At 67.5% G+C, this 23,845-nt stretch carries 23 protein-coding genes and 1 pseudogene; 18 read left to right on the plus strand and 6 right to left on the minus strand.

Annotation, left to right across the window (positions count from 1 at the left end):
* Positions 1 to 25: 25 nt before the first annotated feature.
* The 4 genes from priA to EDD41_RS00965 all read left to right on the plus strand — a co-directional run bounded on the left by priA (position 26) and on the right by EDD41_RS00965 (position 5,044).
* On the plus strand, positions 26 to 763 hold the full coding sequence (gene priA, locus EDD41_RS00950) for a bifunctional 1-(5-phosphoribosyl)-5-((5-phosphoribosylamino)methylideneamino)imidazole-4-carboxamide isomerase/phosphoribosylanthranilate isomerase PriA (protein ID WP_094764646.1): 738 nt from the start codon (positions 26 to 28) through the stop codon (positions 761 to 763).
* A complete protein-coding gene (locus EDD41_RS00955) occupies positions 760 to 3,117 on the plus strand; it encodes an HAD-IB family hydrolase (RefSeq protein WP_123574663.1) in 2,358 nt (785 codons plus the stop codon). Before priA ends, EDD41_RS00955 begins: the two co-directional genes overlap by 4 nt.
* Before the next feature lie 62 nt (positions 3,118 to 3,179).
* Positions 3,180 to 4,202, plus strand: a complete 1,023-nt coding sequence (locus tag EDD41_RS00960; RefSeq protein WP_123574664.1) for a GNAT family N-acetyltransferase — start codon at positions 3,180 to 3,182, stop codon at positions 4,200 to 4,202.
* Between the two features lie 41 nt (positions 4,203 to 4,243).
* Positions 4,244 to 5,044 carry a YebC/PmpR family DNA-binding transcriptional regulator gene (locus EDD41_RS00965; RefSeq protein WP_123574665.1) on the plus strand — a complete coding sequence of 267 codons (801 nt, stop codon included), beginning with the start codon at positions 4,244 to 4,246 and terminating at the stop codon, positions 5,042 to 5,044.
* A 62-nt stretch (positions 5,045 to 5,106) separates the two neighbouring features.
* Here the strand turns inward: EDD41_RS00965 and EDD41_RS00970 are convergent, their stop codons facing one another.
* Positions 5,107 to 5,715 carry a trimeric intracellular cation channel family protein gene (locus EDD41_RS00970; RefSeq protein ID WP_123574666.1) on the minus strand — a complete coding sequence of 203 codons (609 nt, stop codon included), beginning with the start codon at positions 5,713 to 5,715 and terminating at the stop codon, positions 5,107 to 5,109.
* Positions 5,716 to 5,790: 75 nt separating this feature from the next.
* Here EDD41_RS00970 and ruvC point away from each other — a divergent pair, with 75 nt between their 5' ends.
* The 8 genes from ruvC (at position 5,791) to EDD41_RS01010 (ending at position 14,280) form a co-directional block, all read left to right on the plus strand.
* Positions 5,791 to 6,327, plus strand: a complete 537-nt coding sequence (gene ruvC / locus EDD41_RS00975; protein WP_094764764.1) for a crossover junction endodeoxyribonuclease RuvC — start codon at positions 5,791 to 5,793, stop codon at positions 6,325 to 6,327.
* Positions 6,324 to 6,929, plus strand: a complete 606-nt coding sequence (gene ruvA, locus EDD41_RS00980; RefSeq protein ID WP_123574667.1) for a Holliday junction branch migration protein RuvA — start codon at positions 6,324 to 6,326, stop codon at positions 6,927 to 6,929. Before ruvC ends, ruvA begins: the two co-directional genes overlap by 4 nt.
* A 10-nt stretch (positions 6,930 to 6,939) precedes the next feature.
* On the plus strand, positions 6,940 to 7,959 hold the full coding sequence (gene ruvB, locus EDD41_RS00985; protein ID WP_094764640.1) for a Holliday junction branch migration DNA helicase RuvB: 1,020 nt from the start codon (positions 6,940 to 6,942) through the stop codon (positions 7,957 to 7,959).
* Between the two features lie 136 nt (positions 7,960 to 8,095).
* Positions 8,096 to 8,506, plus strand: coding sequence for a preprotein translocase subunit YajC (gene yajC / locus EDD41_RS00990; protein ID WP_170165180.1), 411 nt, complete (start codon positions 8,096 to 8,098; stop codon positions 8,504 to 8,506).
* Positions 8,507 to 8,583: 77 nt separating this feature from the next.
* Entirely contained in the window at positions 8,584 to 10,191 is a 1,608-nt protein-coding gene (gene secD / locus EDD41_RS00995) for a protein translocase subunit SecD (protein WP_123576753.1), read from the plus strand.
* A 5-nt stretch (positions 10,192 to 10,196) separates the two neighbouring features.
* On the plus strand, positions 10,197 to 11,354 hold the full coding sequence (gene secF / locus EDD41_RS01000) for a protein translocase subunit SecF (protein WP_094764762.1): 1,158 nt from the start codon (positions 10,197 to 10,199) through the stop codon (positions 11,352 to 11,354).
* 19 nt (positions 11,355 to 11,373) lie between these two features.
* Entirely contained in the window at positions 11,374 to 11,907 is a 534-nt protein-coding gene (locus EDD41_RS01005) for an adenine phosphoribosyltransferase (RefSeq protein WP_094764638.1), read from the plus strand.
* 36 nt (positions 11,908 to 11,943) lie between these two features.
* A complete protein-coding gene (locus tag EDD41_RS01010; protein ID WP_245995483.1) occupies positions 11,944 to 14,280 on the plus strand; it encodes a RelA/SpoT family protein in 2,337 nt (778 codons plus the stop codon).
* Between the two features lie 534 nt (positions 14,281 to 14,814).
* On the opposite strand, the gene EDD41_RS01020 is transcribed toward EDD41_RS01010, so the two are convergent.
* The gene (locus EDD41_RS01020) at positions 14,815 to 16,059 is read right to left on the minus strand and encodes a DUF349 domain-containing protein (RefSeq protein ID WP_123574668.1); all 1,245 of its coding nucleotides are present in this window, start codon (positions 16,057 to 16,059) and stop codon (positions 14,815 to 14,817) included.
* An 18-nt stretch (positions 16,060 to 16,077) separates the two neighbouring features.
* On the opposite strand from EDD41_RS01020, the gene EDD41_RS01025 reads away from it, so the two are divergent.
* From EDD41_RS01025 to EDD41_RS01035, 3 genes are read left to right on the plus strand one after another with little or no spacing between them, the layout of a single operon-like run.
* Positions 16,078 to 16,818 carry an MBL fold metallo-hydrolase gene (locus EDD41_RS01025; RefSeq protein ID WP_245995484.1) on the plus strand — a complete coding sequence of 247 codons (741 nt, stop codon included), beginning with the start codon at positions 16,078 to 16,080 and terminating at the stop codon, positions 16,816 to 16,818.
* Positions 16,818 to 18,161: a histidine--tRNA ligase gene (gene hisS, locus EDD41_RS01030; RefSeq protein WP_123576757.1), complete on the plus strand. Its 1,344-nt coding sequence runs from the start codon at positions 16,818 to 16,820 to the stop codon at positions 18,159 to 18,161. The genes EDD41_RS01025 and hisS overlap by 1 nt, the downstream gene beginning before the upstream one ends.
* A gap of 9 nt (positions 18,162 to 18,170) precedes the next feature.
* Complete coding sequence (locus EDD41_RS01035) at positions 18,171 to 18,695, plus strand: hypothetical protein (protein ID WP_123574670.1); 525 nt, start codon at positions 18,171 to 18,173, stop codon at positions 18,693 to 18,695.
* A 113-nt stretch (positions 18,696 to 18,808) separates the two neighbouring features.
* Here EDD41_RS01035 and EDD41_RS01040 read toward each other — a convergent pair whose 3' ends face one another.
* The gene (locus EDD41_RS01040) at positions 18,809 to 19,576 is read right to left on the minus strand and encodes an MFS transporter (RefSeq protein ID WP_170165181.1); all 768 of its coding nucleotides are present in this window, start codon (positions 19,574 to 19,576) and stop codon (positions 18,809 to 18,811) included.
* A gap of 141 nt (positions 19,577 to 19,717) precedes the next feature.
* Positions 19,718 to 20,017, minus strand: a pseudogene (locus EDD41_RS18035) (MFS transporter); the annotation flags it as partial.
* Between EDD41_RS18035 and EDD41_RS18040 the strand changes: the two are divergent.
* From EDD41_RS18040 to aspS, 3 genes are all read left to right on the plus strand, one after another.
* On the plus strand, positions 19,962 to 20,240 hold the full coding sequence (locus tag EDD41_RS18040; protein WP_425454326.1) for a glycosyltransferase family 2 protein: 279 nt from the start codon (positions 19,962 to 19,964) through the stop codon (positions 20,238 to 20,240). The pseudogene EDD41_RS18035 and the gene EDD41_RS18040 sit on opposite strands and share 56 nt — an antisense overlap.
* Positions 20,237 to 20,551 carry a hypothetical protein gene (locus EDD41_RS17045; RefSeq protein WP_211336543.1) on the plus strand — a complete coding sequence of 105 codons (315 nt, stop codon included), beginning with the start codon at positions 20,237 to 20,239 and terminating at the stop codon, positions 20,549 to 20,551. The genes EDD41_RS18040 and EDD41_RS17045 overlap by 4 nt, the downstream gene beginning before the upstream one ends.
* A gap of 85 nt (positions 20,552 to 20,636) precedes the next feature.
* Positions 20,637 to 22,478, plus strand: coding sequence for an aspartate--tRNA ligase (gene aspS / locus EDD41_RS01050; protein ID WP_123574672.1), 1,842 nt, complete (start codon positions 20,637 to 20,639; stop codon positions 22,476 to 22,478).
* Between the two features lie 144 nt (positions 22,479 to 22,622).
* On the opposite strand, the gene EDD41_RS01055 is transcribed toward aspS, so the two are convergent.
* Together EDD41_RS01055 and EDD41_RS17050 are read right to left on the minus strand one after the other, a co-directional pair.
* The gene (locus tag EDD41_RS01055) at positions 22,623 to 23,036 is read right to left on the minus strand and encodes a hypothetical protein (RefSeq protein WP_148060429.1); all 414 of its coding nucleotides are present in this window, start codon (positions 23,034 to 23,036) and stop codon (positions 22,623 to 22,625) included.
* Complete coding sequence (locus EDD41_RS17050; protein ID WP_211336544.1) at positions 23,033 to 23,530, minus strand: IS110 family transposase; 498 nt, start codon at positions 23,528 to 23,530, stop codon at positions 23,033 to 23,035. The genes EDD41_RS01055 and EDD41_RS17050 overlap by 4 nt, the downstream gene beginning before the upstream one ends.
* Between the last annotated feature and the right edge of the window lie 315 nt (positions 23,531 to 23,845).

Raw genomic sequence — 23,845 nt, forward strand, 5'->3', positions numbered from 1 at the left:
TGCAGGCATGGGCTAGGGTTCAGTCGTGAATTCTCTTGTTCTGCTTCCCGCTGTCGATGTCCAGAATGGCCAGGCCGTGCAGCTCGTCCAGGGCGTGGCCGGTTCCGAGAAGGTCTTCGGTGACCCGCTCGAGGCTGCCCGCCGATGGCAGAGTGAAGGGGCCGAGTGGATCCACCTGGTGGACCTTGACGCCGCCTTCGGCCGGGGCAGCAATGCCGAGACCCTGGCCCGCATCGTGAACGAGCTCCACATCAACGTGGAGATGTCCGGTGGCATCCGCGACGACGAGAGTCTCGAGCGGGCGCTGGAGGCCGGCGCGCGTCGCGTGAACATCGGTACCGCGGCCCTGGAGAACCCCGAGTGGTGCGAGAAGATCATCGCCGAGCACAGTGACCAGGTGGCCATCGGCCTGGACGTGAAGGGCACCCGGCTGGCCGCACGCGGCTGGACGGAGGAGGGCGGCGACCTCTTCGAGACGGTGCAGCGCCTCAACGATGCCGGCTGCCAGCGCTATGTCGTCACTGACGTGGCCAGCGACGGCATGCTCACCGGCCCCAACTTCGAGCTGCTGGGGCAGGTGTGCGCCCGGACCGAGGCGGCCGTGGTGGCCAGCGGCGGCATCTCCACGCTGGAGGACCTGCGCCAGCTACGCGGCCTGATCCCGATCGGCGTCGAGGGCGCGATCGTCGGAACAGCCCTCTACGTCGGCAACTTCACCCTGCCCGAGGCGCTCGAGGTCGCGAAGGCCGAGGTCGCGCGATGAACGCGGCCTTCGCGCAGGGCGCCCCCACCCACGTCCCGCCGCTGCTCGACGGCCGGCTGAAGGACCTCTTGGCGGGCAAGAAGATCGTGATGACCGGTGTCACCGGGTTCATCGGCGAGCAGATCCTGTGGAAGATCCTCACCGAACTGCCGGACACGCGTGCCGTGGTGCTGGTGCGTCCCAAGGGTTCGGTGAGCGCCGAACAACGCGTCGTGAGCCTGTTGAAGAAGCCCATCTTCAAGGAATTGGCTTCTGCTGTCGGTGGTGCGCAGGAACTGCTGGACCAGCGCGTCGACGTCCTTTCCGGTGACCTGCCGAATGTTCCCGAGCTCCCGCGAGACCTCGACGTGGTCATCCACTGCGCCGGTGACGTCAGCTTCGACCCGCCTATCGACTCCGCCTTCAAGACCAACGTGTTGGGCACCCAGGCGCTGATGGAGGCCATCCGCGTCGCGTGCAGCGACGGGCAGGGCACGCTGGTGCGCGTCCCGCACTATGTCCACATCTCCACCGCCTACACCGCGGGGCGGCGTCGCGGTGCCATCCCGGAGGCCGCGCACGAGCACGATGTTGACTACCGCGTGGAGACCGAACAGGCTCTGGCGATGGGCAAGCTGGTGGAGGAGCAGAGCCGCACCGCGGAGATGCTGGCCACTCTGCGCAAGCAGGCGGAGCGCGAGCACCGGCAGGCCGGCTTCCTGACCACTGCCCACGACACGGAGCGTCGCCGCCAGGAATGGGTGAAGGCGAAGCTGGTGGAGGCTGGCACCGAGCGCGCGCGTTCCCTGGGCTGGACCGACGTCTACACCTTCGCCAAGGCGATGGGTGAGCGCGTGGTCGTTGACCTGGGCAAGGACTTCAAGGTCTCCATCGTGCGCCCCGCCATCGTGGAGTCCAGCCTGGTCCACCCCTACCCGGGATGGATCGAGGGCTTCAAGATGGCCGACCCGATCATCCTGGCCTACGGCAAGGGGCAGCTGAAGGAGTTCCCCGCCTCGCCGGATGCCGCGCTCGACATCGTGCCCTGTGACCATGTCGTCAACGCCATCATCGCGGCCTGCGCGACCGAACCGACCATCGGCGAGCCGGAGTTCTACCACTGCTCCACCGGTGCCCGTAACCCGATGACCTTCCGGGAGATCTACGAGTACATCCGCGAGTACTTCGCGCAGCACCCCTACACCCGCTCCGACGGCACGGTGGCCCCGCTGGCGACGTGGAAGTTCCCCGGCGAACAGCCGGTGCAGCGCTTCCTGGACGTCGCCGGGAAGGCACATGGGGTGGGGGACCGCCTGGTCAGCTGGGCACCCCGAGGCAAGTACACCCGTCAAGCCGCCCTCGCCCTGGACAAGCAGGGCAAGCAGCTGGACTTCCTGCGTCGCTACCTGAGCCTCTACGGCGAGTACCTGCAGTCCCAGTTGCACTTCGTCGACGACTGCACGATGGCGCTGCACAACTCGCTGCACCCCGAGGACCGGGAGGCCTTTGCCTTCGACACCTCCGCGGTGGACTGGCGCACGTACATGATGGAGATCCACACGCCCTCGATCACGGATCCGGTGCGTCGCCTGGAGGCGCTGCGCAATCGTCGCGGCAAGCGATCGAGCACCTTCAAGGAGCTGAAGCCCGCCGAGCCCGGCACGGTGCTGGCGGTCTTCGACCTGGACGGCACCGTGATGGACACCAATGTCGTCGAGACCTACCTGTGGGCCCGGCTGCCCGGCCTCTCCCCGGTGGGACGGGTGCGGGAGCTGGCCGAGGTGGCCGCGGCGCTCCCGGGCTACCTGGGCGCGGACCGCCGCGACCGCGCCAGCTTCCTGCGGTCCATGTACCGCCGGTACGCGGGCATGGAGATGAGCCGCCTGGAGTCCTATGTCGACGAGCAGATGGCCCCCTTCGTCAAGGACCGTCTCTCGCCGGAGGCCCTGGCGCGGATCGAGGAGCACCGGGCCGCCGGACACACCACCGTCCTGCTGACAGGCGTGATCCGCCCCCTGACCCGTCCGCTGGAAGACCTCTTCGACGTGATTGTCGCCGCGGAGCTGGCCACCGATGCCCATGGCGTGTGCACGGGCTTCCTGACCTCGCCTCCCATGGTGGGCGAGTCGCGCAGCGCCTGGTTGCGGCACTATGCGGAGCTGCACGGCATCGACCTGTCGAAGTCCTTCGCCTATGCCGACAGCCACGTGGACCTGCCGATGCTGACCACCGTCGGGAATCCGGTGGCGGTCCAGCCAGATGTGGGCCTGCTGCGCGCCGCCCGCAAGAACGGCTGGAGCGTGGTGGACTGGCATGCCGACCGTTCCATCCACCGCTGGAAGCTGCCGCGACGCGCCGAACAGACAGCCCGTTGACCCGGCGGATCCACGCGGCCCCATGATGGGTAGGGTGGAAGTCCCCCCATCTGAGGAGCAGCGTGGATCCGTTCGTTGAGGGCAGTCTCGAGTGGTCCAGTCTGGAGGATTCGGACCTGGGGCAACTCGCCGAACTGCGCATGGCCTTGGAGTACTTCGACGACCCTGTCCAAAGACTGGGTCTGCCGGAACTGCGTGAGCACTTCCACGCGCCGGGCGCCAACCCGGGAATGGACGCCGTGGTGGGACGGGACAAGGGCGGCACCATCGTCGCCTATGGCTGGAACCACCTGCACGGCTCTGACGTGGGGGAGCCCCAGATCTGGCTCGACGGGGGAGTGCACCCGGCATGGCGCCACCAGCACATCGGCCGAGGCATCGTCGAGTGGCAGGTCGCTCGCGGGCAGGAATGGCTCGACGAGGCCCACGCCCAGGACCCGGCCGTGTGCCATGTGATGCTGAGCCGCTATGTGGACGAGAAGTTCGACGGGTATGCGCGGATGATCGAGGGCGTGGGCTTCACACCCAGACGGTGGTACTTCGACATGCACGCCCAGTTCAGCGATGAGTGGGGCCACTCGCAGCTGCCCCCGGTGCCACCGACCGACGGGATCCAGCTGCAGCCCTTCCACCCGGAGCTCAGCGAGGCGGTGCGCCGAGCCCACAACGAGGCCTTCGCGGAGGTACCGGGCGTGCACGCCGTCTCCCGGGCCGCCTGGGAGCACTCGATGCGGCGCCATGCCGCCCGGCCGCAGTGGTCCTGGGTGGCCACCATGGCCGGCGAGGTGGTGGGTTATGCGATGAACTGCGCCAATGTGCAGGACTGGGACTCCTTGGGCTACCAGGAGGGGTGGACCGACCGGCTGGGTGTCCGGCCCGCGTGGCGCGGCCACAACCTGGGGCCCGCACTGCTGATCGCCTCCATGCGTTCCTTCCTGGACGCAGGGCTGGGCGGAGCTGGTCTGGGCGTGGACACCATCAACCCGGAGGGTGCACTGGACCTGTTCGAGTCCGTGGGCTACGAATCGGAGGAGATGGTGGTCCTCTACGGACGCGAGTTACGGGTGGACGGGGCAAGCGGCTAGCATTGGCCGGCAGGAATTTCCACGAGAGGTGAGGTTGACGCATGAGCGGTCACTCCAAATGGGCCACGACGAAGCACAAGAAGGCCGTCATCGATGCCAAGCGCGGCAAGCTGTTCGCCAAGCTGATCAAGAACATCGAGGTTGCGGCGCGCGTTGGCGGCGGTGACCCCGGCGGAAACCCCACCCTCTACGACGCGATCCAGAAGGCCAAGAAGACCTCGGTTCCCAATGACAACATCGATCGCGCCGTCAAGCGTGGTTCGGGTGTCGGCGCCGATGCCGTCAACTACGAGACGATCATGTACGAGGCGTACGGCCAGGCCGGCGTCGCGATCCTGATCGAGTGCCTCACGGACAACCGCAACCGCGCCGTCTCCGAGGTCCGTGTGGCCGTCACCCGCAATGGTGGCACCATCGCCGACGGCGGTTCGGTGCAGCGCCTGTTCGAGCGCAAGGGCGTCGTCACCGTTGCCAAGACCATGGAGATCCCGGGAGAGGGCCGCAAAACCGAGACCCGTGAGATCACCGAGGACGAGCTGCTCGAGGCCACCATCGAGGCCAATGTCGAGGATGTCAACGACAATGGCGACGAGTTCGAGCTGGTCTGCGACCCCAACGACATGGTCGAGGTCCGCAAGGCCGTCCAGGCCGCCGGCATCGACTACAACTCCGCCGATGTCGCCTTCGTGCCCACCTTCGGGCAGGTCGTCTCCGAGCGCGAGGTCGTCGAGAAGATCGAGAAGCTCGTCGACGCCTTGGAAGAGTCCGACGACGTGCAGAATGTCTACACCAATGTCGAGCTCAGCCCCGAGCTGCAGGCCGAGATGGACGCCGAGGACTGATCCACCGACTTTGCCTGAGCGGCCCCCTTTTGACGTGCTCCTGAGCCCGTCGAGGGGGCCGTTCATTCGCGTTCGGGGCGCCGCGGGGTCGGTGACTTCCAGTTGAACTTCACCGCGGCGATCCGCAGGGCGCAGACAAGGGCCACCAGGAGCCACTGCGTGAGCGGTCCGCCAAGCCCGAGCCGCTGCGTGACATCCACCAGCACGGACCCCAGCAGGGCAGGCAGCGCGTAGAGCTCGGGGGAGAAGACGCTGGGCACCTGTCCGGCCAGCACGTCGCGGATGGCCCCACCTCCGGCAGCGGTGATCACTCCCACCAGGATGGCCTCCATCCCGGGGTGTCCGGCGTTGATGGCGGTCAACGTGCCGGTGACGCAGAAGGCGGCCAGCCCGACGGCGTCGGCCACCAGCACCAGGCGTCGCAGTCTCTCGACGGTGCCCTCGAAGAAGAAGGTGAACAGGCCGGCCCCCAGCGCCAGCACCACCAGGGGAAGGTTCGTGATGTTGCGTGGGGGTGTGATGCCCAACAGCAGGTCCCGGACGATGCCGCCACCGAGGGCGGTGACAACGGCCAGGGTCAGGATCCCGAAGATGTCGAAATGGCGGCGCACGCCCACCAGTCCGCCGGACAGGGCGAAGGCGAACACACCGATGACATCAAGCAATTCCACCCCTCGACCCTACTGGAGTAGGATTCCGAACATCTGTTCGAGAGTTGCTGTGGCCGGGAGGTTGGTGTGCGAGTTCTGGGTGTGGATCCCGGCCTGACCCGGTGTGGCATCGGGATCGTGGACGGCGTTCCCGGACGGCAGCTGGATCTGGTGGGTGTCGGTGTGGTGCGCACCCCGCACGACCTGGACCACGCCCAGCGCCTGCTGCGGATCCACGACGGCATCGAGGAATGGGTGGTCAGCCACCGGCCCGATGCGATCGCGGTGGAGCGGGTCTTCGCCCAGCACAACCTTCAGTCGGTCACCGGGACCAGTCAGGCCGCGGGCATCGCGATGATGATCGCGGCCCGGCACTCCATCCCCGTCGCCCTGCACACGCCCAGTGAGGTCAAGGCGGCCATCACCGGCTCCGGGCGGGCCGACAAGGCCCAGGTGGGCGCGATGGTCGCCCGAATCCTGAAGCTGGCTGAACCCCCGAAACCCGCGGATGCCGCCGATGCGGTGGGTCTGGCCATCTGCCATGTCTGGCGCGGAGCCGCCACCAACCGCTATGCCGAGGCCGTTGAGAGGGCCCGTGCCACACCCCGTCGCAGTTATAGGAGCCATGCATGATCAGTCACCTCACTGGTACCGTCGCCGCCATCGGCGCCACCTACGTGGTGCTGGACGTCAACGGCTTCGGGATGCGGACCCTGTGCACCCCGGCCACCGCAGCCTCGGTGCGGCTGGACGCCACCAGCACCCTGCACACGTCGATGGTGGTCCGTGAGGACTCGATGACACTCTACGGCTTCGCCTCGGCCGACGAGCGTGACCTGTTCGAGCTGGTGCAGTCCGCCAGCGGCATCGGGCCCAAGATCGCCCAGGCCGTGGTCAGCGTGATGAGCCCAGACGACTTCCGGGCCGCGATCGCTTCGGAGAACCTCGTCGCGCTGTGCAAGGTACCCGGCATCGGACGCAAGGGCGCGCAGAAGATGGTGATCGAGCTCAAGGACAAGGTCAACGCCCTGGGGGCCGTGACCGCGCCCACGCCGAGCGGTGCCGGTGCCGCGCAATGGCGGGAGCAGGTTTCCGACGGGCTGCAGGGGCTGGGCTGGTCCGCGAAGGACGCCGAGGCTGCCTGCGACAATGTCGCCCACCTGGTGGACGAGGACCCGGGCGTCGGCATCGCGGTGCTGATGCGCCAGGCCCTGGTCTCCCTGGCGCGCAAGTAGGGTTGAGCACGTGGAACATTCACCCGTCGACCCGCACGCCGAACCGGAGGAACGCGCCGTCGAGGCCGCCCTGCGCCCCTCACGCCTCGCGGACTTCGAGGGCCAGCCCCGGGTCAGCGACCAGCTGGGGCTGGTGCTCGAGGCGGCACGGCATCGCGGCTCGACGCCGGACCACGTGCTGCTCTCCGGCCCACCGGGCCTGGGCAAGACGACGCTGGCCATGATCATCGCGGCAGAGATGGGGACGCAGCTGCGCATCAGCTCCGGCCCGGCGATCCAGCATGCGGGAGACCTGGCGGCGATCCTGTCCGGCCTGACGGAGGGGGAGGTCTTCTTCCTCGACGAGATCCACCGGATGAGCCGCCCTGCGGAGGAGATGCTCTACCTGGCGATGGAGGACTTCCGGGTGGACGTCGTGGTGGGCAAGGGGCCTGGGGCGACGGCGATCCCGATCGACATCCCACCCTTCACGCTGGTGGGGGCCACCACTCGTTCCGGCATGCTGCCCGGCCCACTGCGTGACCGTTTCGGCTTCACCGCGAACCTGGACTTCTACGATGCCAACGCGTTGCAGCACATCGTGATGCGCTCGGCCGACGTGCTGGGCGTGGCCCTGGATGCCGCCTCCGGCATGGAGATCGCCTCCCGGTCGCGCGGCACGCCCCGCATTGCGAATCGGCTGCTGCGTCGGGTGCGGGACTACGCCGAGGTCAAACACGCGGGCCGGGTGGATCCGCGCATCACGTCGGAGGCGCTGGAGCTCTACGAGGTCGACCCGCTGGGGCTGGACCGGCTGGACCGTGCGGTGCTGGAGAGCATCTGCACCAAGTTCGGCGGTGGTCCGGTGGGCCTGTCGACGCTGGCGATCAGTGTGGGCGAGGAGACCGAGACCGTCGAGGAGGTCGCCGAACCCTTCCTGGTCCGGCTCGGCTTCCTGATGCGTACCCCGCGCGGCCGGGTGGCCACCGTCAGGGCCTGGCAGCACCTGGGGCTGACGCCCCCGGCACAGCAGGACCTGTTCGGCGCCTGAGATGCTTCGCGGCACCGAGTGGCCTGTTGAATCGTGCCTGCACGGAGTCAGTGGGTACGCTGTCCGATGGGCCGTGCCGAGTTCCGCGCGCAGCCGGCCCGTGACGACTTCGTCCTCGACGGAAGGCAACCCCTTGATGACTCCGATGTTCGCTGGTGGCAGCATGCTGCTGTGGATGGTGGTTGGCCTGCTGGTCTTCACCTTTCTCATGCAGCGGCCGATGAAGAAGCAGGCCGAGGCCCAGCGCAAGGTGCGTGAGTCGATCACCGACGGCAGCCGGGTGCTGCTCACCAGCCAGTTCTTCGGCACCGTGACGCACGTGGGTGACGAGCAGCTGATCGTCGAGATCGCTCCGGGCGTGGAGGTCACCGCCATGAAGCAGGCCGTGATCCGCGTGGTGGAGCCCCAGGAGGAGGAGTTCGAGTTCGCGGACGAGCTCCCCTGGACAAGCTCGGGCACTGAGCCGACAGGTTCGGAGTACGCGGCGGATGCGGCGGCCGAGCCCGTCGAGGCCGCCGACGGCACTCCTGACACCCGCCAGATCTGAACCGCCCCGCGGACCCCCTGACAAGGACAACAACTGTGGCAACGAGCACGGGCCGGTCACATCCCGGCCGCACGCTGATCATCTTCACCCTCATCGCGGCGGCTCTCTACGGGCTGATGGCACTGGCCAACACCTGGAAGCCGCGGCTGGGCCTCGACCTCGCCGGTGGTTCGACCATCACCCTGACGGCGTCGAACACCAATGGCCAGGGCTCCATCTCGCCGGAGAACCTCGAGCAGGCGCGGATGATCATCCAGCAGCGCGTCGACGGACTGGGCGTCGGGGAATCCTCCGTGGCCACCCAGGGCGGCAGCCACATCGTGGTGAGCGTGCCCAATGTCGGCAGCGACGACCTGACAAAGATGGTCGGGCAGACGGCCCAGCTGATGTTCCGCAATGTCTACCAGATGGCACCCGTCACGCCGTATGCCCAGCCGTCGGCCACCCCGGGAGCCTCGGCGACACCCACCGCGCCCGGCCTGCCCACGGCTCCGGCGAAGGCGCGTGGCAAGTCGACCGGTGAGCTGCTGGACCTGAAGACGGCAATGGCCTTCCAGCCAACCGCTGAGGATGCTGCCGACTTCGAGAAGTTCGACTGCAAGCAGGAATACCCGGACAATCCGGACCAGCCGCTGATGACCTGTGACCGTGAGGGCACCGCCAAGTACCTGCTCGGCCCGGTGGTGATCGAGGGCAAGCACGTCAAGGAGGCCAGTTCCGGCGTTCCTCAGGGTGACCTGCAGACGGTGGTGAACCTGACCTTCGACGACAAGGGCAAGAAGGACTTCGGCACCGTCACGACGGCGCTGGTCAACAAGCAGCAGCCGCTGAACCAGAACGCCATCGTGCTGGACTCCAAGGTCGTCTCCGCACCCGCCATCCAGTCCGCCATCCTCAACGGGCAGGCGCGGATCTCCGGCAGCTTCACCCAGAAGACCGGTCAGGACCTCGCCAATGTGCTGAACTACGGTGCCCTGCCCCTGAAGTTCGACGTGTCCGAGGTCCAGACCGTCAGCCCGACGCTGGGCGGCGAGCAGCTGCGTGCCGGCATCATCGCGGGTCTGGTGGGCCTGGCCCTCGTCGTGGCCTACTCCTTCCTGTATTACCGAGGACTGGGCATCATCGTGGTGGGTTCGCTGGTCATCGCGACGGTCATCACCTGGGCCACCATGACCCTGCTCGGCACCTCGATGGGCTTCGCCCTGAACCTGCCCGGCATCGCGGGCGCGATCATGGCCATCGGTGTCACGGCGGACTCCTTCATCATCTACTTCGAACGCATCCGTGACGAGATCCGCGACGGCCGTAGTCTGCGCACCGCCATCGAGACCGGCTGGAAGAAGGCCCGAGGCACCATCGTGATCGCCGACGGTGTCTCCCTGCTGAGTGCCGTGGTGCTCTTCGTCCTGGCTGTCGGCGCCGTCAAGGGCTTTGCCTTCACCCTGGGCCTCACGACCCTGATCGACATGGCCATCGTCTTCTGGTTCACCAAGCCGCTGATGAGCCTGCTGGGCCGCACCAAGTTCTTCGGTGAGGGCCACAAGTGGTCCGGCCTGGACGCCGAACACATGGGAGTCAGCCGCAACTCGCTGCTGGGAATCCGTACCCGTACCCCGCGCACCAGCGACGGGCGTCGCACCCGCACCCGTCGTGGCCAGGTGGCCACCAGCACCGAGGAGGCCTGATGAGCATGCAGTACGTCCCCAGTGACGAGCAGCTCTCCGGCGAGACCCCCAAGAATGTGGATTCGCACGGCAAGAAGCTGGGCCTGGCGCACCGGCTCTACATCGGCGACATCTCGTGGGACTTCATCGGCCACCGCAAGCTCTTCTTCGCGATCTCCGCGGCCATGCTGGGCATCGCGCTGGGTGCCCTGGTCCTGATGGGTCTCAAGCTGGGCATCGAGTTCAAGGGCGGTGCGGACTTCTCGGCTCCGATGGCCGTCAACGCCCAGACCGTCGACACGGTGCGTGACGCCGTGCAGGGCACCAAACTGGCAGACCTGGACTCCACCCAGGTGCTCACGGTGGGCTCGAACGAGGTCAAGGTGCAGACCCGCACCCTGACCCCGGACGAGGTGACCAAGGTGCGCGCGGCCATCGCCAAGACGGCCGGCACCACCAATGACAAGGTCACCTACTCGCTGATCGGCGCCTCGTGGGGCAAGCAGATCACCGCGAAGGGCGTCCAGGCCCTCGGTGTCTTCATGGTCCTGGTCAGCCTGCTCATCTGGGCCTATTTCCGGGACTGGAAGATGTCGATCGCGGCCATCGTGGCGCTGGTCCACGACCTGATCCTCACCGTCGGTATCTACGCCCTGGTCGGCTTCACCGTCACGCCGGCGACCCTCATTGGTGTGCTGACCATCCTGGGCTACTCGCTGTACGACACGGTGGTGGTCTTCGACAAGGTCAAGGAGAATGTCCAGGGCCTGACCGGTCAGCGGCGAACCTACTCCGAGGCCGCCAACATGGCCGTGAACCAGGTGCTGGTGCGTTCCCTGAACACCACCATCATCGGCGTGCTGCCCGTGGCGGCCCTGCTCTTCGCCGGTGTGGCCGTGCTGGGGTCAGGTCCGCTGATGGACCTGGGCCTGGCCCTGTTCGTCGGCATGATCGCCGGCGCCTACTCCTCGATCTTCATCGCCACCCCGCTGCTGGCCTGGCTGAAGGAGAAGGAGCCGGCCATGAAGGAGCACCGCGCCAAGCTGGAGCGTAGCTCCCAGCGCAGTGCTTCCCGGAACACGGAAGCCGCTGCCGCCACCGTCGGTGCCCAGGCCGCAAGCCTGACAGATGCCGGCCGGACCCAACGTACCCGCACCACGCGTGCGACGCGCAAGAACAAGTGAGAGAACGAAGGTAGAAGCCATGACCGATGATCGCGCCCTGATCAAGTCGCTGATCGCAGACGTCCAGGACTTCCCCAAGCCCGGGGTCACGTTCAAGGACATCACACCGCTGCTGGCCTCACCGCAGGGCTTCAAGGCCGCCGTCGACCAGCTGGTGGCCAGCGCTCCCGGGGAGATCGACGTCGTGGTGGGCATGGAGGCCCGTGGCTTCATCTTCGCCGCCCCGGTGGCCGTGGCCCTGGGCGCCGGCTTCGTCCCGGTCCGCAAGCCGGGCAAGCTGCCCCGCCCCGTGTACGAGGAGGCCTTCGCACTGGAGTACGGCACGGAGACGCTGACCATGCACCGGGACGCGATCAAGCCGGGTGCCCGAGTGATGGTCGTCGACGATGTGCTGGCAACTGGCGGTACGATCGGCGCCACGGCAAAGCTGCTGAGGAAGCTCGACGTCAACCTGGTCCACGTGGCCGTGGTGATGGAACTGAGCTTCCTCAACGGCCACGCCGCGTTGGACGAGACCGGTATCGACTCGTACAGCGCCATCCTGACCGTCTGAGCCCCAGGCTCACTGAGAACACCCGGGAGGCCCCCTGTGAGCTCCGACGGCGTCTACGGACCCTACTCGCAGGGGGCGTCCAGCCCCTCGTCAGCGACGCAGGACCGCTTCACCACCGGCCCCGAAGCACCGCGGATGCGGATGCGCCAGCGCCTGGCCCGGCTGGGAGCCAGCAAGTCCGCCACCTCGGCGGTGCTGGACCCGCTGTTCAAGGTGGTGCGGGCCAACCATCCCAAGGCTGACCTGGCGCTGCTGGAGCGGGCCTACAACACCGCCGAGCACTACCACCGCGGCCAGACCCGCAAGTCCGGCGATCCGTACATCACCCACCCGCTGGCGGTCACCACGATCCTGGCGGAACTGGGCATGACCGAACCCACCCTCGTCGCGGCCCTGCTGCACGACACGGTGGAGGACACCTCCTACACGATGGAGCAGCTCACCGCCGACTTCGGTGGGGAGGTGGCGCTGCTCGTCGACGGCGTCACGAAGCTGGACAAGGTGACCTACGGCGAGTCCGCCAAGGCCGAGACGCTTCGCAAGATGGTCATCGCGATGAGCCGCGACATCCGCGTGCTGGTGATCAAGCTGGCGGACCGGCTGCACAACATGCGCACGCTGAGCTTCCTGCGGCCGGACAAGCAGTACCGGATTGCCAACGAGACGCTGGAGATCTTTGCCCCGCTGGCCCACCGCCTCGGCATGAATGCCGTCAAATGGGAGCTGGAGGACCTCTCGTTCGCGGCCATGCACCCGAAGGTCTATGACGAGATCGTCCAGCTGGTCGCGGACCAGGCGCCGCAGCGGGAACGCCAGCTGCGTGAGGTGATCAAGCAGGTGGAGCTGGACCTGGCGGCTGCGAACATCCGCGCCACCGTCTATGGGCGTCCGAAGCACTACTACTCGATCTACCAGAAGATGGTGGTGCGCGGGCGCGAGTTCAAGGACATCTACGACCTGGTGGGCCTGCGGATACTGGTGGACACCCCGCGCGACTGCTATGCCGCGCTGGGCGTGATGCACGTGCGCTGGAACCCCCTGCCGGGGCGGTTCAAGGATTACATCGCGATGCCGAAGTACAACATGTACCAGAGCCTGCACACCACGGTGCTGGGCCCCGGCGCGAAGCCCGTCGAGCTGCAGATCCGCACCTACGAGATGCACCGTCGCGCCGAATACGGCGTGGCGGCCCACTGGAAGTACAAGGAGGCGCTGCGCAATCCCGTGGCGGGCAGCACCTCCGAGGCCGAGGGCACGGACCTGACGTGGGTGCACAACCTCAACCAGTGGAGCAAGGAGACCGAGGACCCGGGCGAATTCCTCGACTCGCTGCGCTTCGAGATCAACTCCACCGAGGTCTATGTCTTCACGCCCAAGGGTGACGTGCAGGCGCTGCCCGCCGGCGCCACTCCGGTCGACTTTGCCTACGCCGTTCACACCCAGGTGGGTGCCCGCTGCATCGGCGCACGGGTCAATGGCCGGCTCATCCCGTTGGAGTCCAAGCTCAACAACGGCGACGTCGTGGAGATCCTGACCAGCAAGGACGAGAATGCCGGCCCGTCGCGGGACTGGTTGAACTTCGTCACCAGCCCCCGGGCACGGAGCAAGATCAAGGCGCACTTCAGCAAGGAACGACGCGAGGAGGCCATCGAGCGGGGCAAGGAGGACCTTGCGCGCCAGATGCGCAAGTCCGGTCTGCCCCTGCAGCGGATCCTCACGGCCGAACACCTCACGAGCGTCTCTGACGGGATGAAGCTGGGGGACATCCCCAGTCTCTACGCGGCGATCGGGGAGGGGTCCGTCAGCGCCCAGGCCGTCATGCACCGGTTGATCTCGCTGGCTGGTGGAGCAGAGGCTGCGGCGGAGGAGTCGCTGGAGGAGGCGCCGGTCGGTGGTCGTCGTCGGCGCGGGCGCAGCTCGCGCTCGGAGACGGGTGTGGTGGTGGCGGGAGACGCGTCGCTCTACGTCAAGTTGGCCAAGTGCTGTACCCCGATGCCGGGTGACGAGATCCTGGGATTCGTGACACGTGGTGAGGGCGTCAGCGTGCACCGTCGGGACTGCACCAATGCCGGCAACCTGCTGAACAATCCCGAGCGGATCGTGCAGGTCAGTTGGGACACCACCGGCGCGACGGGCTACTTGGTGAACATCCAGATCGAGGGTCTGGACCGGCAGGGCGCCTTCGCAGACATCAGCCGCGTGATGGCCGAGCATCACCTCAACATCACCCAGGCGACGATGAACACCACCCGAGGCCAGTTGTACAAGATGCGGGTGAGCTTCGAGTCCCCGGACCCCTCGCACCTGGACCACGTGCTGGGCCAATTGCGGCGCGTCCCCGGCGTCTACGACGTCTACCGCGTGCGTTCCTGAGGTTCCCCACTGGCACTGAAGGGGTGATTCGAGTGTTCGACCATTCGCGAGGCACTTATGCGGTGGTGGAGAATGCGGATGTTCAGACGGCGCAGATGGAGCACATCAGCTTCATGGGGGACGGGTGTTGTGAGATCGCGGCGCGTGTGTCGATCGTCGTCCAGACAGCTACTCCAGTCGAGGCCTTGCTTACTGGGTGAATGCCGGTCAACCAACAGGTTTCCGTGTCCTCGACTTCACGACGGTTCGGGCGGTGCATGCGGCGGACTTAGCCGACTACCTGATTCTTGAGGGGGACACAAGAGTGGCGCTGGTGGACCGTGACGGTTGCCTCCGGTGGCGAACTGGCCATCTGGTGTCTGATGGTTTCGACGAGGTCAGGGTGACTTCGTCTGTCGTCGTGCTCCGGGGATACTCCGCGCCTCAGGCTGCAGAGCTGGAGTTCGTGCTTGATCCGGGGTGAAGGCCCAAGCACGAGACGACAGCAGCCCCACGACCATCACGGTCGTGGGGCTGCTGCGTTGACGGGATGCGTCAGGCCTTGAACTCGTCGAGTGCCTTCTGTGCCTGGTCCAGCAGGGACTGGTTGAAGGCGATGGACTCGCGGGCCTCCTTGGCCTTCTTGTCCTTGCCCTCGGCCTCGAGCTTGTCCGCCTGCTTGGTCAGCTTCTCGATCTGCGAGGTGAACATCGCGACGGTGTCGGTGGCGCGCTGACGGGCCTCGGGATCGGTGCGACGCCATTCTTCGGCCTCGGCGTCCTTGACGGCATTCTCCAGCTTGCGGACGCGGGCATCCAGCGGGCGGATCGCGTCGCGCGGCACCTTGCCGTACTCGTTGAACCTCGTCAGGAAGTCACGGAACTGGGTGCGGGCGGTGGCCAGGTCGGTGACCGGGAGGATGGTCTTCTCGGCCTCGTCGAGCAGCGCCTCCTTGGCCTGCTGGTTGCCCACGAACTCCTGGTCCTGCTCGGCCATGGCGGCGTCACGGGCGGCGAAGAACTCGTCCTGGATGCCACGGAAGGTGGCCCACAGCTTGTCATCCTCGGCGCGCGGGGCGGAGCCGGCGGCCTTCCAGCGGGTCATCAGGTCACGGAAGGCGGCCGCGGTGGGGCCCCACTCGGTGGAGGTGGCCAGCGGACGGGCCTCCTCGATGATCCGCTCCTTGAGCTGCTTGGCGCCCTCACGCTTGGCATTCTGCTCGGCGAACTGGGCCTTGCGACGGCGGGTGTAGGTGGTGCGGGCGCTCGAGAAACGGTGCCATAGGGCATCGTCGGTGGTGCGGTCGATGCGGGGGAGCGCCTTCCACTCCTCCAGCAGTGCGCGGAAGCGGTTCACACCGCCGCGCCAGTCATTGCCTTGGGCGAGCTTCTCGGCCTCGGCGACCATCCGCTCCTTCTCCGCCTTCGCGGCCTGGGCGGCCTGCGCCTTCTCTGCCTTCTTGGCCTCGGCGGCCGCCTCCAGCGTGGGAGCCAGCGCGTCCAACCGGGCCAGCAGACTGGCCAGGTCGCCCACGGCATTGGCATCGGTGATGCTCTTGCGGTGGGCGTTGACGGACTTGCGCGCCTCCTCGACGCCGACGGTGCCGGACTTCACGCGGGATTCGAGCAGACCCACCTCGGTCTCGAGGGTCTGGAAACGTCGCACGTAGAAGGCGAGGGCTTCGGAGGGATCGACATCGGGGACCTGGCCAACGCGGCGCTCACCCTCGGGGGTGATCACGTACACCGTGCCATCGTCTTCAACGCGACCGAACGGATTCGGACCTGCAGTTTCGCTCATGGTTCCATCTTGCCCGATATGGTGCCCTTTGTGCTCATTGCCTCATTTCCCGCTGGCCCCTGGCAGGCGAACTGTTATCTCCTCGCGCAGGCCGAGGGCGGCCCGTGCGTCGTGGTCGATCCCGGAGTCGATGCCGCACATGGTGTTCGACAAGGGTTGAAGCAGTATGGCCTGTCTGTTGACGCGGTCCTGCTGAGCCACGGCCACGTCGACCACGTTGCCGCGGCACGCGAGATCGCCGATGAGGCGGAAGTCCCCGTCTGGGTCCACGAGGCGGACGTCGACCTGCTCAGCGAACCGATGTTGGCCCTCAGCGAGGATGCCCGCGGCATCCTCGAGATGATGTACGGCAGCACCACCTTCACCCCGCCGAAGGACGTGCGGCACTATGAGGGCGACGTGACGGTGGCCGGCATCCGCTTCGCCACGCGGCACGCTCCCGGTCACACGCCCGGATGCACGCTCCTGCTGCCCGAACTGGACCAGCACCAGCTGGTCTTCACTGGGGACGTCATCTTCGCCGGCTCCATCGGGCGCACGGACCTGCCGCGCGGCGACGCCTTCGCCATGGCCGCCAGCCTCGCCACCCAGGTGTTGTCGCTCCCGGACGAGGCGAACCTGCTGCCCGGCCACGGTCCCACCACCACGATGGCGCAGGAGCGCAGCGCCAACCAGTGGCTCCACCCCCAGAACCTGATGGCGATGCAGGCCCAGGCCTCCGCCACCAACCGCACCGACAATGATGGAAGTGATCTGTGATGGCTCGTCCCAAGCCACTGTCCGGTTTCCCGGAATTCCTGCCCTCTGGCCGGATCGTCGAGCAGCGCGCGCTGGACATCCTGCGTGAGACCTTCGAACTGCACGGCTTCGGCAACATCGAGACCCGCGCCGTGGAGACCATGGAGACCCTGACCCGCAAGGGTGAGATCACCAAGGAGGTCTACGTGGTGCGTCGCCTGCACGCCGACCCTGACGAGAGGGCCGGCGCGAACGACGACCTGGGCCTGCACTTCGACCTCACGGTGCCCTTCGCGCGCTATGTGCTGGAGAATGCCGGGCACCTTGCCTTCCCCTTCCGCCGCTACCAGATCCAGAAGGTGTGGCGGGGCGAGCGCCCGCAGGAGGGTCGCTACCGCGAATTCCTGCAGGCCGACATCGACATCGTCGGGCAGGACACGCTGGCGAGCCACTTCGACGTCGAGGCGCCGCTGGTGATGCTGCAGGCCCTGGAGCGGATGCACGTGGAGCTGGGGCTGCCCGAGGCCCGGATGCACGTGAACAACCGCAAGCTGGCCGAGGGCTTCTACCGGGGCCTGGGCATCACCGAGACGCTTGAGGTGCTGCAGCGCGTCGACAAGTTCGACAAGATCGGTGGCGAAGCCGTGGCCGAACTGCTCGTCGACGAACTGGGCCTGTCTGCGGAGGTTGCCGCCAAGTGCGTCGCCCTGGCAGGCATCTGCACCCCCGACGACTCCTTCGTGGAGCAGGTGCGCGCGCTGGGTGTTGAGCACGAGATGCTCGACGAGGGGCTGGAGGCCCTGCGAGCCGTCGTGAATGCCGCCAACAAGCGGGTGCCCGGGCGGATCGTCGCCGACATGAAGATTGCCCGCGGCCTGGACTACTACACGGGCACCGTCTACGAGACCGAACTGGTGGGGCACGAGAAGTTGGGTTCGATCAGCTCCGGAGGCCGTTACGACTCGCTGGCCAGCGACGGCAAGGTGACCTTCCCCGGCGTCGGCATCTCCCTGGGTGTCACCCGCCTGCTCGGCCCGATGATCACCAAGGGCAGGATCACCGCGAACCGCAGCGTGCCCAGCGCGGTGCTGGTGGCCGTCGATGCCGAGGAGACCCGGGAGGTGGCCGAGGACGTCGCAGCGGCCCTGCGCAGCCGCGGCATCTGCTGCGAGGTCGCGCCGAAGGCGGACAAGTTCGGCAAGCAGATCAAGCACGCAGACCGGCGCGGCATCCCCTTCGTCTGGTTCGGTGGAATGCATGGCCAGGTCAAGGACATCCGCTCCGGGGACCAGGCCGACGCCGACGCGAGGTCGTGGACGCCGCCGGCAGAGGACCTGCGACCTTCGGTGACGACGGGGGACTGAGGTCCACAGATGATTGCCATCGAGGTGGCACTGGTCGGCATCGCCATCATGACGACGGTGCTGGCCGCCCTCTTTGGCTGGCTCCACCACCGGGACCAGGTGCACCACTTCATCGCGGACCACGACTTCGTGGCCTGGACCGACATCTTCCGCCTGCAGGGCCGCCAGTTCGGACCGGACCGGATCGGCCCGGTGTGTCGCTGCTACCGAGCACTGGCCCATGACGTCCCGGTGGAACTACTGGTGGAGATCCCTCCGGCGGGGCACGGGAGTCCCCACCGGCCCCGCTGGATCCTGGCGGCACAGGTGCCTCGCACCCTGGCCTTTGTGGCCACCGCCACGGGCATCGAGGGAACAGTGCCGCAGCCCGTCCACCAGGCGGTGGACGAGCTGCGAGCAGATCCCAGGATCAATGCCACCCTCTGCGGCCACGGACTCTTCCTGGTGCGAGTCCAGAAGGCCGCCGGTCTGGAATCCGCCCTGGCCCTGGTGGCCTACACGGTGCCGCTGCTGCGCGGGTACTTGGCCAGGTAGGCCTGGACGAAAGGTCGTAGTAGTCGTCGCTGTACGGATCCCAGTGGAGGAGCCGTCCGGAACGTGGAAGGATCCGAGGGCGCTGTGCAGGATGAAGGCCGCATTGCGGCCCATCACGACGCCACCGTCGCTGACGGCTTCCAACACCTCTCGAGTGGCCTGGTCTGCCAGACGGTTGTCCACGGACTCCTCCAGGGCCTGGGCCAGTGCGGACTCCGACGTGCCGGACAGGACAGGGAGCGGACGAAACGGTCGAAGCCATTGGGCGTGACCACGTCGTCGTCCAACTGGGAGATCTCGCGGGAGCTGAAACGCTGACCGGTGAAGCCCACGCCCAGGGCCTGGGCCACCTTCGAGCCGATCTCGGTGCCCCCCGGGCCCTCGCGCTCGAAGAGGGGGATGACGGGGGCATCGCTGCGGGTCAGGCGCAGGCTGCGGCCGTCGCCGAGCTGGACCACACCCAGTTCCTCGGCGTCCAGCCCCAGCGTCTCCCCGGCTGCCCGGCGGGTACGACACTCGTTCAACTCCGCCACGAGGCTGCGGTGCTCGGTGGCGGTGAGGGGGTAGAAGAACATCACCGCGACGGCCGCCACGGCCAGCACCGCGGGAGCACCACCGGCTGCCAGCCTGATGCCGTGCAGCACGTCTGGGGACCGCGTGGGTGCCTTTGCCACATATCCGAAGGCGCCGATGATGGCCGCGCCCATCGCGCCACCGATGCCCTGACCACACTTGCGGATGAAGGAGAGGATCGAGTAGCTGCCGCCCTCGGAGCGGATGTCGGTCTTCCACTCGCCGTAGTCGACGGAGTCGGCCCGCATGGAGAACATCATCGCGTTGGTGCCGCCGGTGCCGGCGCCGAAGAGGAACCAGGCGATCACGGCAACGGGGAGGCTGCGCCGGGCACCAGGCAGATCACCACAAAGCCCAGCACGGCCACCACGCCCAGCGCGACATAGGCCTTGCGCTTGCCGAAGGCCACCGTGAGCCGGGGGAGGATGGAGGCGACCCGACAGCGAGCCGTAAGGGATGTTGACGAAGGAGTAGCGCAGCTGGAAGGCCGCGTCGAAGAGCAGGATCCACGCGATGGCGGTCCGCTCACTGATGCCGGCCGGGGTGCTGAACAACAGGACGAAGCAGATGGCCAGCGGCACGCCGCCAATCCACAGGCATGACCGCAGGTGTCCCCAGCGGCTGTTGAACTTGTCGACGGTGTTGCCGGCGAACAGGTCGCAGAATCCTGCCCAGATCTTCGTGACGCCGTAGATGGTGCCGCCGGCACGCCGGCGATGTCGGTCATGTACACCATCAGGAACATCGATCCCGCCGGGGGCGCCCGAGGAGTCGTGGAGGGCACCGACCTGGCCGTCGGGGGTCCGTTACGTCAACGAGACGGCGCCAGGTCTCGCCGCGGTACGCAACCGAGCCCTGGACGAGGCAGGCAACGCGAACTTGCTGGCCTTCATCGACGACGACGAGACCCCGGCAGCCGGGTGGCTACAGCACCTCGTGCGGACCTGGCGGGCCACGGGGCGCCGGCGGTGACAGGCCCGGTCCGTTCGGTGCCGGTGCGTGAGCTCGAGGAGTGGACGCGAGGCACCGCGATCTTCCGTCGGGAGACGGGCACCACCGGAGCGGAGCGACGTGGAATGGCCACCAACAACCTGCTGTTGGACATGAATTGGATCCGGGCCCCCGGGGTGCGCACCGGCAAGGAGCAGACGGGGCTGCTCATTGCCTCTCGTCGCGGTGACCAGCTGGCCGAGGGGCGGGCGGCAGCCGAGCGCGCAGGAGGCTTGGGGCTGCTGCGGGGGGCCATCGGCATCAATCGTGAGGAGTACGGGCGAAAGGCCTGAGCAGTCCCCGGCACCGATGCCCTAGGCTGGACGGGCAACCTACGGCACCACACCGTCTATGTGAGTGCCCCAGAAAGGAATACGCATGCTGCGCACCCATGAGGCCGGGACCCTGTCCAGGGCCGACGTCGGAACCACAGTCACTCTCGCCGGATGGGTCGCCAAGCGGCGTGACCACGGCGGCGTTGCCTTCCTCGACCTGCGCGACGCGTCGGGCATCTGCCAGGTCGTCGTGCGCGACGAGTACCTGGAGAAGGCAGGCATCCACGACCTGCGCAATGAGTTCTGCATCCAGGTGGCCGGCGTCGTCGACGCCCGCACCGAGGAGAACATCAACCCGAACATCGCGACCGGCGAGATCGAGGTCGCCATCCGCGAGCTCGAGGTGCTCAGCGCCGCCGCGACCCTGCCCTTCCAGATCGACGAGCGCACCGGTGTCGGCGAGGATGCCCGCCTGAAGTACCGCTACCTGGACCTGCGCCGGCCCCGTATGCACGACGCGATGGTGCTGCGCTCCCAGGTGACCCACACCATCCGTCGCGTGCTCGACGAGGCCAAGTTCTACGACGTCGAGACCCCGACGCTGACCCGCTCCACCCCCGAGGGTGCCCGCGACTTCTTGGTGCCGGCCCGCCTGCACCCGGGCAGCTGGTACGCCCTGCCGCAGAGCCCCCAGCTGTTCAAGCAGCTCCTCATGGTGGCCGGCATGGAGCGCTACTACCAGATTGCCCGTTGTTACCGCGACGAGGACTTCCGCGCCGACCGCCAGCCCGAGTTCACCCAGCTGGACATCGAGATGAGCTTCGTCGACCAGGACGACGTGATCGCCCTGGCCGAGAAGGTGATGGCCGAGTGCTGGAAGCTGATAGGCGTCGAGATGCCGACCCCGCTGCCGCGGATGACCTGGCACGACGCCATGGACAACTACGGCTCCGACAAGCCGGACCTGCGCTTCGAGAACCCGATCCGCGAGGTCACGGAGTTCTTCAAGGACACCCCCTTCCGCGTCTTCCAGAACCCCTACGTCGGGTGCGTCGTCATGCCCGGCGGAGCCTCGCAGCCCCGTCGCCAGTTCGACGCCTGGCAGGAGTGGGCCAAGCAGCGCGGCGCCAAGGGCCTGGCCTACATAACCGTCGGTACCGACGGCGAGCTCGGTGGCCCGGTTGCCAAGAACATCTCCGAGACGGAGAAGGCCGGCATCGCCGAGGCCGCCGGTGCCAAGCCCGGCGACTGCATCTTCTTCGCCGCCGGTGAGCGCGAGACCTCGCAGGAGCTGCTGGGCGCTGCCCGTCTGGAGATCGGCAAGCGCTGCGGCCTCATCGACGAGAACGCGTGGAGCTTCCTGTGGGTGGTGGATGCGCCGATGTTCAAGTCGACCGCTTCGGCCACCGCGTCGGGTGACGTCGCCCTGGGCAACTCGAAGTGGACGGCCGTGCACCATGCCTTCACCTCGCCGAAGCCCGAGCACCTGGACAGCTTCGACACCGACCCCGGTTCGGCGCTGAGCTACGGCTACGACTTCGTCTGCAATGGCAACGAGGTGGGCGGCGGCTCGATCCGTATCCACCGTCCCGACGTGCAGCAGCGTGTCTTCAGCGTGATGGGGACCAGCGAGGAGGAGGCCAAGGAGAAGTTCGGCTTCCTGCTGGATGCCTTCGCCTTCGGCGCCCCGCCGCACGGTGGCATCGCCTTCGGCCTGGACCGGCTGGTGATGTTGCTGGGCAAGTTCGAGACCATCCGCGACGTCATCGCCTTCCCGAAGTCGGGTGGCGGCTTCGACCCGCTGACATCCGCACCTGCGCCGATCACGCCGCAGCAGCGCACGGAGGCCGGCGTCGACGCCAAGCCCAAGAAGGATGAGGACAAGGACAAGGCTGACAAGGCACAGGCGGCCGAGGACAAGGCGAAGCCGGCTGACAAGAACTGACCCGGTCTGGCTCGCGACGTCGCCCAGGCACTGGGCCCGGCCCCTCACGCGAGGAGCCCGGCCCAGTCCCGTGCGTGGTGGCGGCGCGTCACACCGCGGTGACCCGGTGGATGGGCGCGTAGGTGCAGCCGGGGCCGTAGCCCGTCACGAGCCACACCGTGGATGCTCCATTCGTGACCACTGCCTGCACGTCCGGGAAGACCGGAACCGGGCCAGACGTGGGAGCAGGCCCTCAGCGGGGGCAAAGACCCGCACCGGTGCCGGGTCGACCATCTGGACGGGGAAGTCCACCGTCTGGTCGGCCGAGCCGTCAGCGCCCAGGGACCGGAGGGCAACGCTGGCGCCGGCCTTGTTGAACAGGGCGAGTTGGTCGGGGACCAAGCACATCGGGTCCGTCCACGCCTTGCCCGGCGCGGACAGGGGCACAGTCCTCGCGGACCGGCGGCCCTCGGCCAGGTCCCGGTCACGGGCGAAGCCGGTGGCGTCCGCCCTGCCCACCACGGTGCCCTGACGGTCCCGTCCCGTGACGACGGCGGCAGCGCCGCCGACCATCCTCATGCCGGGAGCCGAGGCCGTCGCGGCCTGGCCAGGGACCCCGGAGGACAGCAGGATTGCGTCGTAGAGGGCGGCAACGCGTGCGCCACCGGTGAGTCGGGCGGGCGCCGGCAGGGGAGTGCTGCCCCACCGGCCCGTGGCGAGCGAGAGGGTCCGCAGCTGCGTGTCGTCGGCGACGGCGACGGCGAGGTCCTTGTCCGGCAGTTGCGGGAGTCCATCCGGGGCGCCTCGACCACGGTGTAGCCGGTTTCGGTGGCGGCGTGCGCCAGTCGTGCCCCATAGGTCCCAGTGCCCTCAATGACCCACAGGACATCGAGGTCTCCAGCGGTGCGACGACCGACCCAGGCCAACGCTCGTCGCAGGCCGGCGGTGGTGGTCGGGAATTGTGCCTGGTCGAAGACTTCGGCGGTGGGACAGGCAAGGATCGCCAGCGCGTGGGTACGGGCGTGGGTGTCCACGCCAATGACGAACGGGTGATGGTGCGCGACGATGGTCATGGTGATCGGTGGCCTCCAGGATCGTGAACGGGCGGGCAGTGGTCGCCCGCGGCCGGCGTCGTTCGGGAAGAGGTCACTTCGAGACACATCTGTGATGGGTCACAACCGTTACGTTGGACAGTCTCCTGATCAGGTCATCGAGGTGGGCCGGACGATGCCAGCCGCGCCGACGGGATGGACAATTCAACGGAAAGGCACCACCGTGATGGGCCAATAGCTTCGAGGGTCACATCCGCGTCAGCACGACCAACACCATCCTGACCAGCCGATCCCGGACCAGCCACCCCCCAGACTCACAGATGGCCTCGGGTCCGG

This window comes from Luteococcus japonicus (assembly GCF_003752415.1).
Classification (GTDB): Bacteria; Actinomycetota; Actinomycetes; order Propionibacteriales; family Propionibacteriaceae; genus Luteococcus; species Luteococcus japonicus.

What these genes read in the sequence shown, in the direction of transcription:
- EDD41_RS00955 (WP_123574663.1), top strand. Translation starts at nt 760, where the DNA reads ATGAACGCGGCCTTCGCGCAGGGCGCCCCCACCCACGTCCCGCCGCTG.
- EDD41_RS01005 (WP_094764638.1), top strand. Translation starts at nt 11,374, where the DNA reads ATGACCGATGATCGCGCCCTGATCAAGTCGCTGATCGCAGACGTCCAG.
- EDD41_RS01025 (WP_245995484.1), top strand. Translation starts at nt 16,078, where the DNA reads ATGGTGCCCTTTGTGCTCATTGCCTCATTTCCCGCTGGCCCCTGGCAG.
- hisS (WP_123576757.1), top strand. Translation starts at nt 16,818, where the DNA reads ATGGCTCGTCCCAAGCCACTGTCCGGTTTCCCGGAATTCCTGCCCTCT.
- EDD41_RS18040 (WP_425454326.1), top strand. Translation starts at nt 19,962, where the DNA reads ATGGTGCCGCCGGCACGCCGGCGATGTCGGTCATGTACACCATCAGGA.
- EDD41_RS00965 (WP_123574665.1), top strand. Translation starts at nt 4,244, where the DNA reads ATGAGCGGTCACTCCAAATGGGCCACGACGAAGCACAAGAAGGCCGTC.
- EDD41_RS01020 (WP_123574668.1), bottom strand. Translation starts at nt 16,059, where the DNA reads ATGAGCGAAACTGCAGGTCCGAATCCGTTCGGTCGCGTTGAAGACGAT.
- aspS (WP_123574672.1), top strand. Translation starts at nt 20,637, where the DNA reads ATGCTGCGCACCCATGAGGCCGGGACCCTGTCCAGGGCCGACGTCGGA.
- EDD41_RS01035 (WP_123574670.1), top strand. Translation starts at nt 18,171, where the DNA reads ATGATTGCCATCGAGGTGGCACTGGTCGGCATCGCCATCATGACGACG.
- ruvA (WP_123574667.1), top strand. Translation starts at nt 6,324, where the DNA reads ATGATCAGTCACCTCACTGGTACCGTCGCCGCCATCGGCGCCACCTAC.
- secF (WP_094764762.1), top strand. Translation starts at nt 10,197, where the DNA reads ATGCAGTACGTCCCCAGTGACGAGCAGCTCTCCGGCGAGACCCCCAAG.
- EDD41_RS17050 (WP_211336544.1), bottom strand. Translation starts at nt 23,530, where the DNA reads ATGACCATCGTCGCGCACCATCACCCGTTCGTCATTGGCGTGGACACC.
- EDD41_RS01055 (WP_148060429.1), bottom strand. Translation starts at nt 23,036, where the DNA reads ATGAGGATGGTCGGCGGCGCTGCCGCCGTCGTCACGGGACGGGACCGT.
- yajC (WP_170165180.1), top strand. Translation starts at nt 8,096, where the DNA reads ATGACTCCGATGTTCGCTGGTGGCAGCATGCTGCTGTGGATGGTGGTT.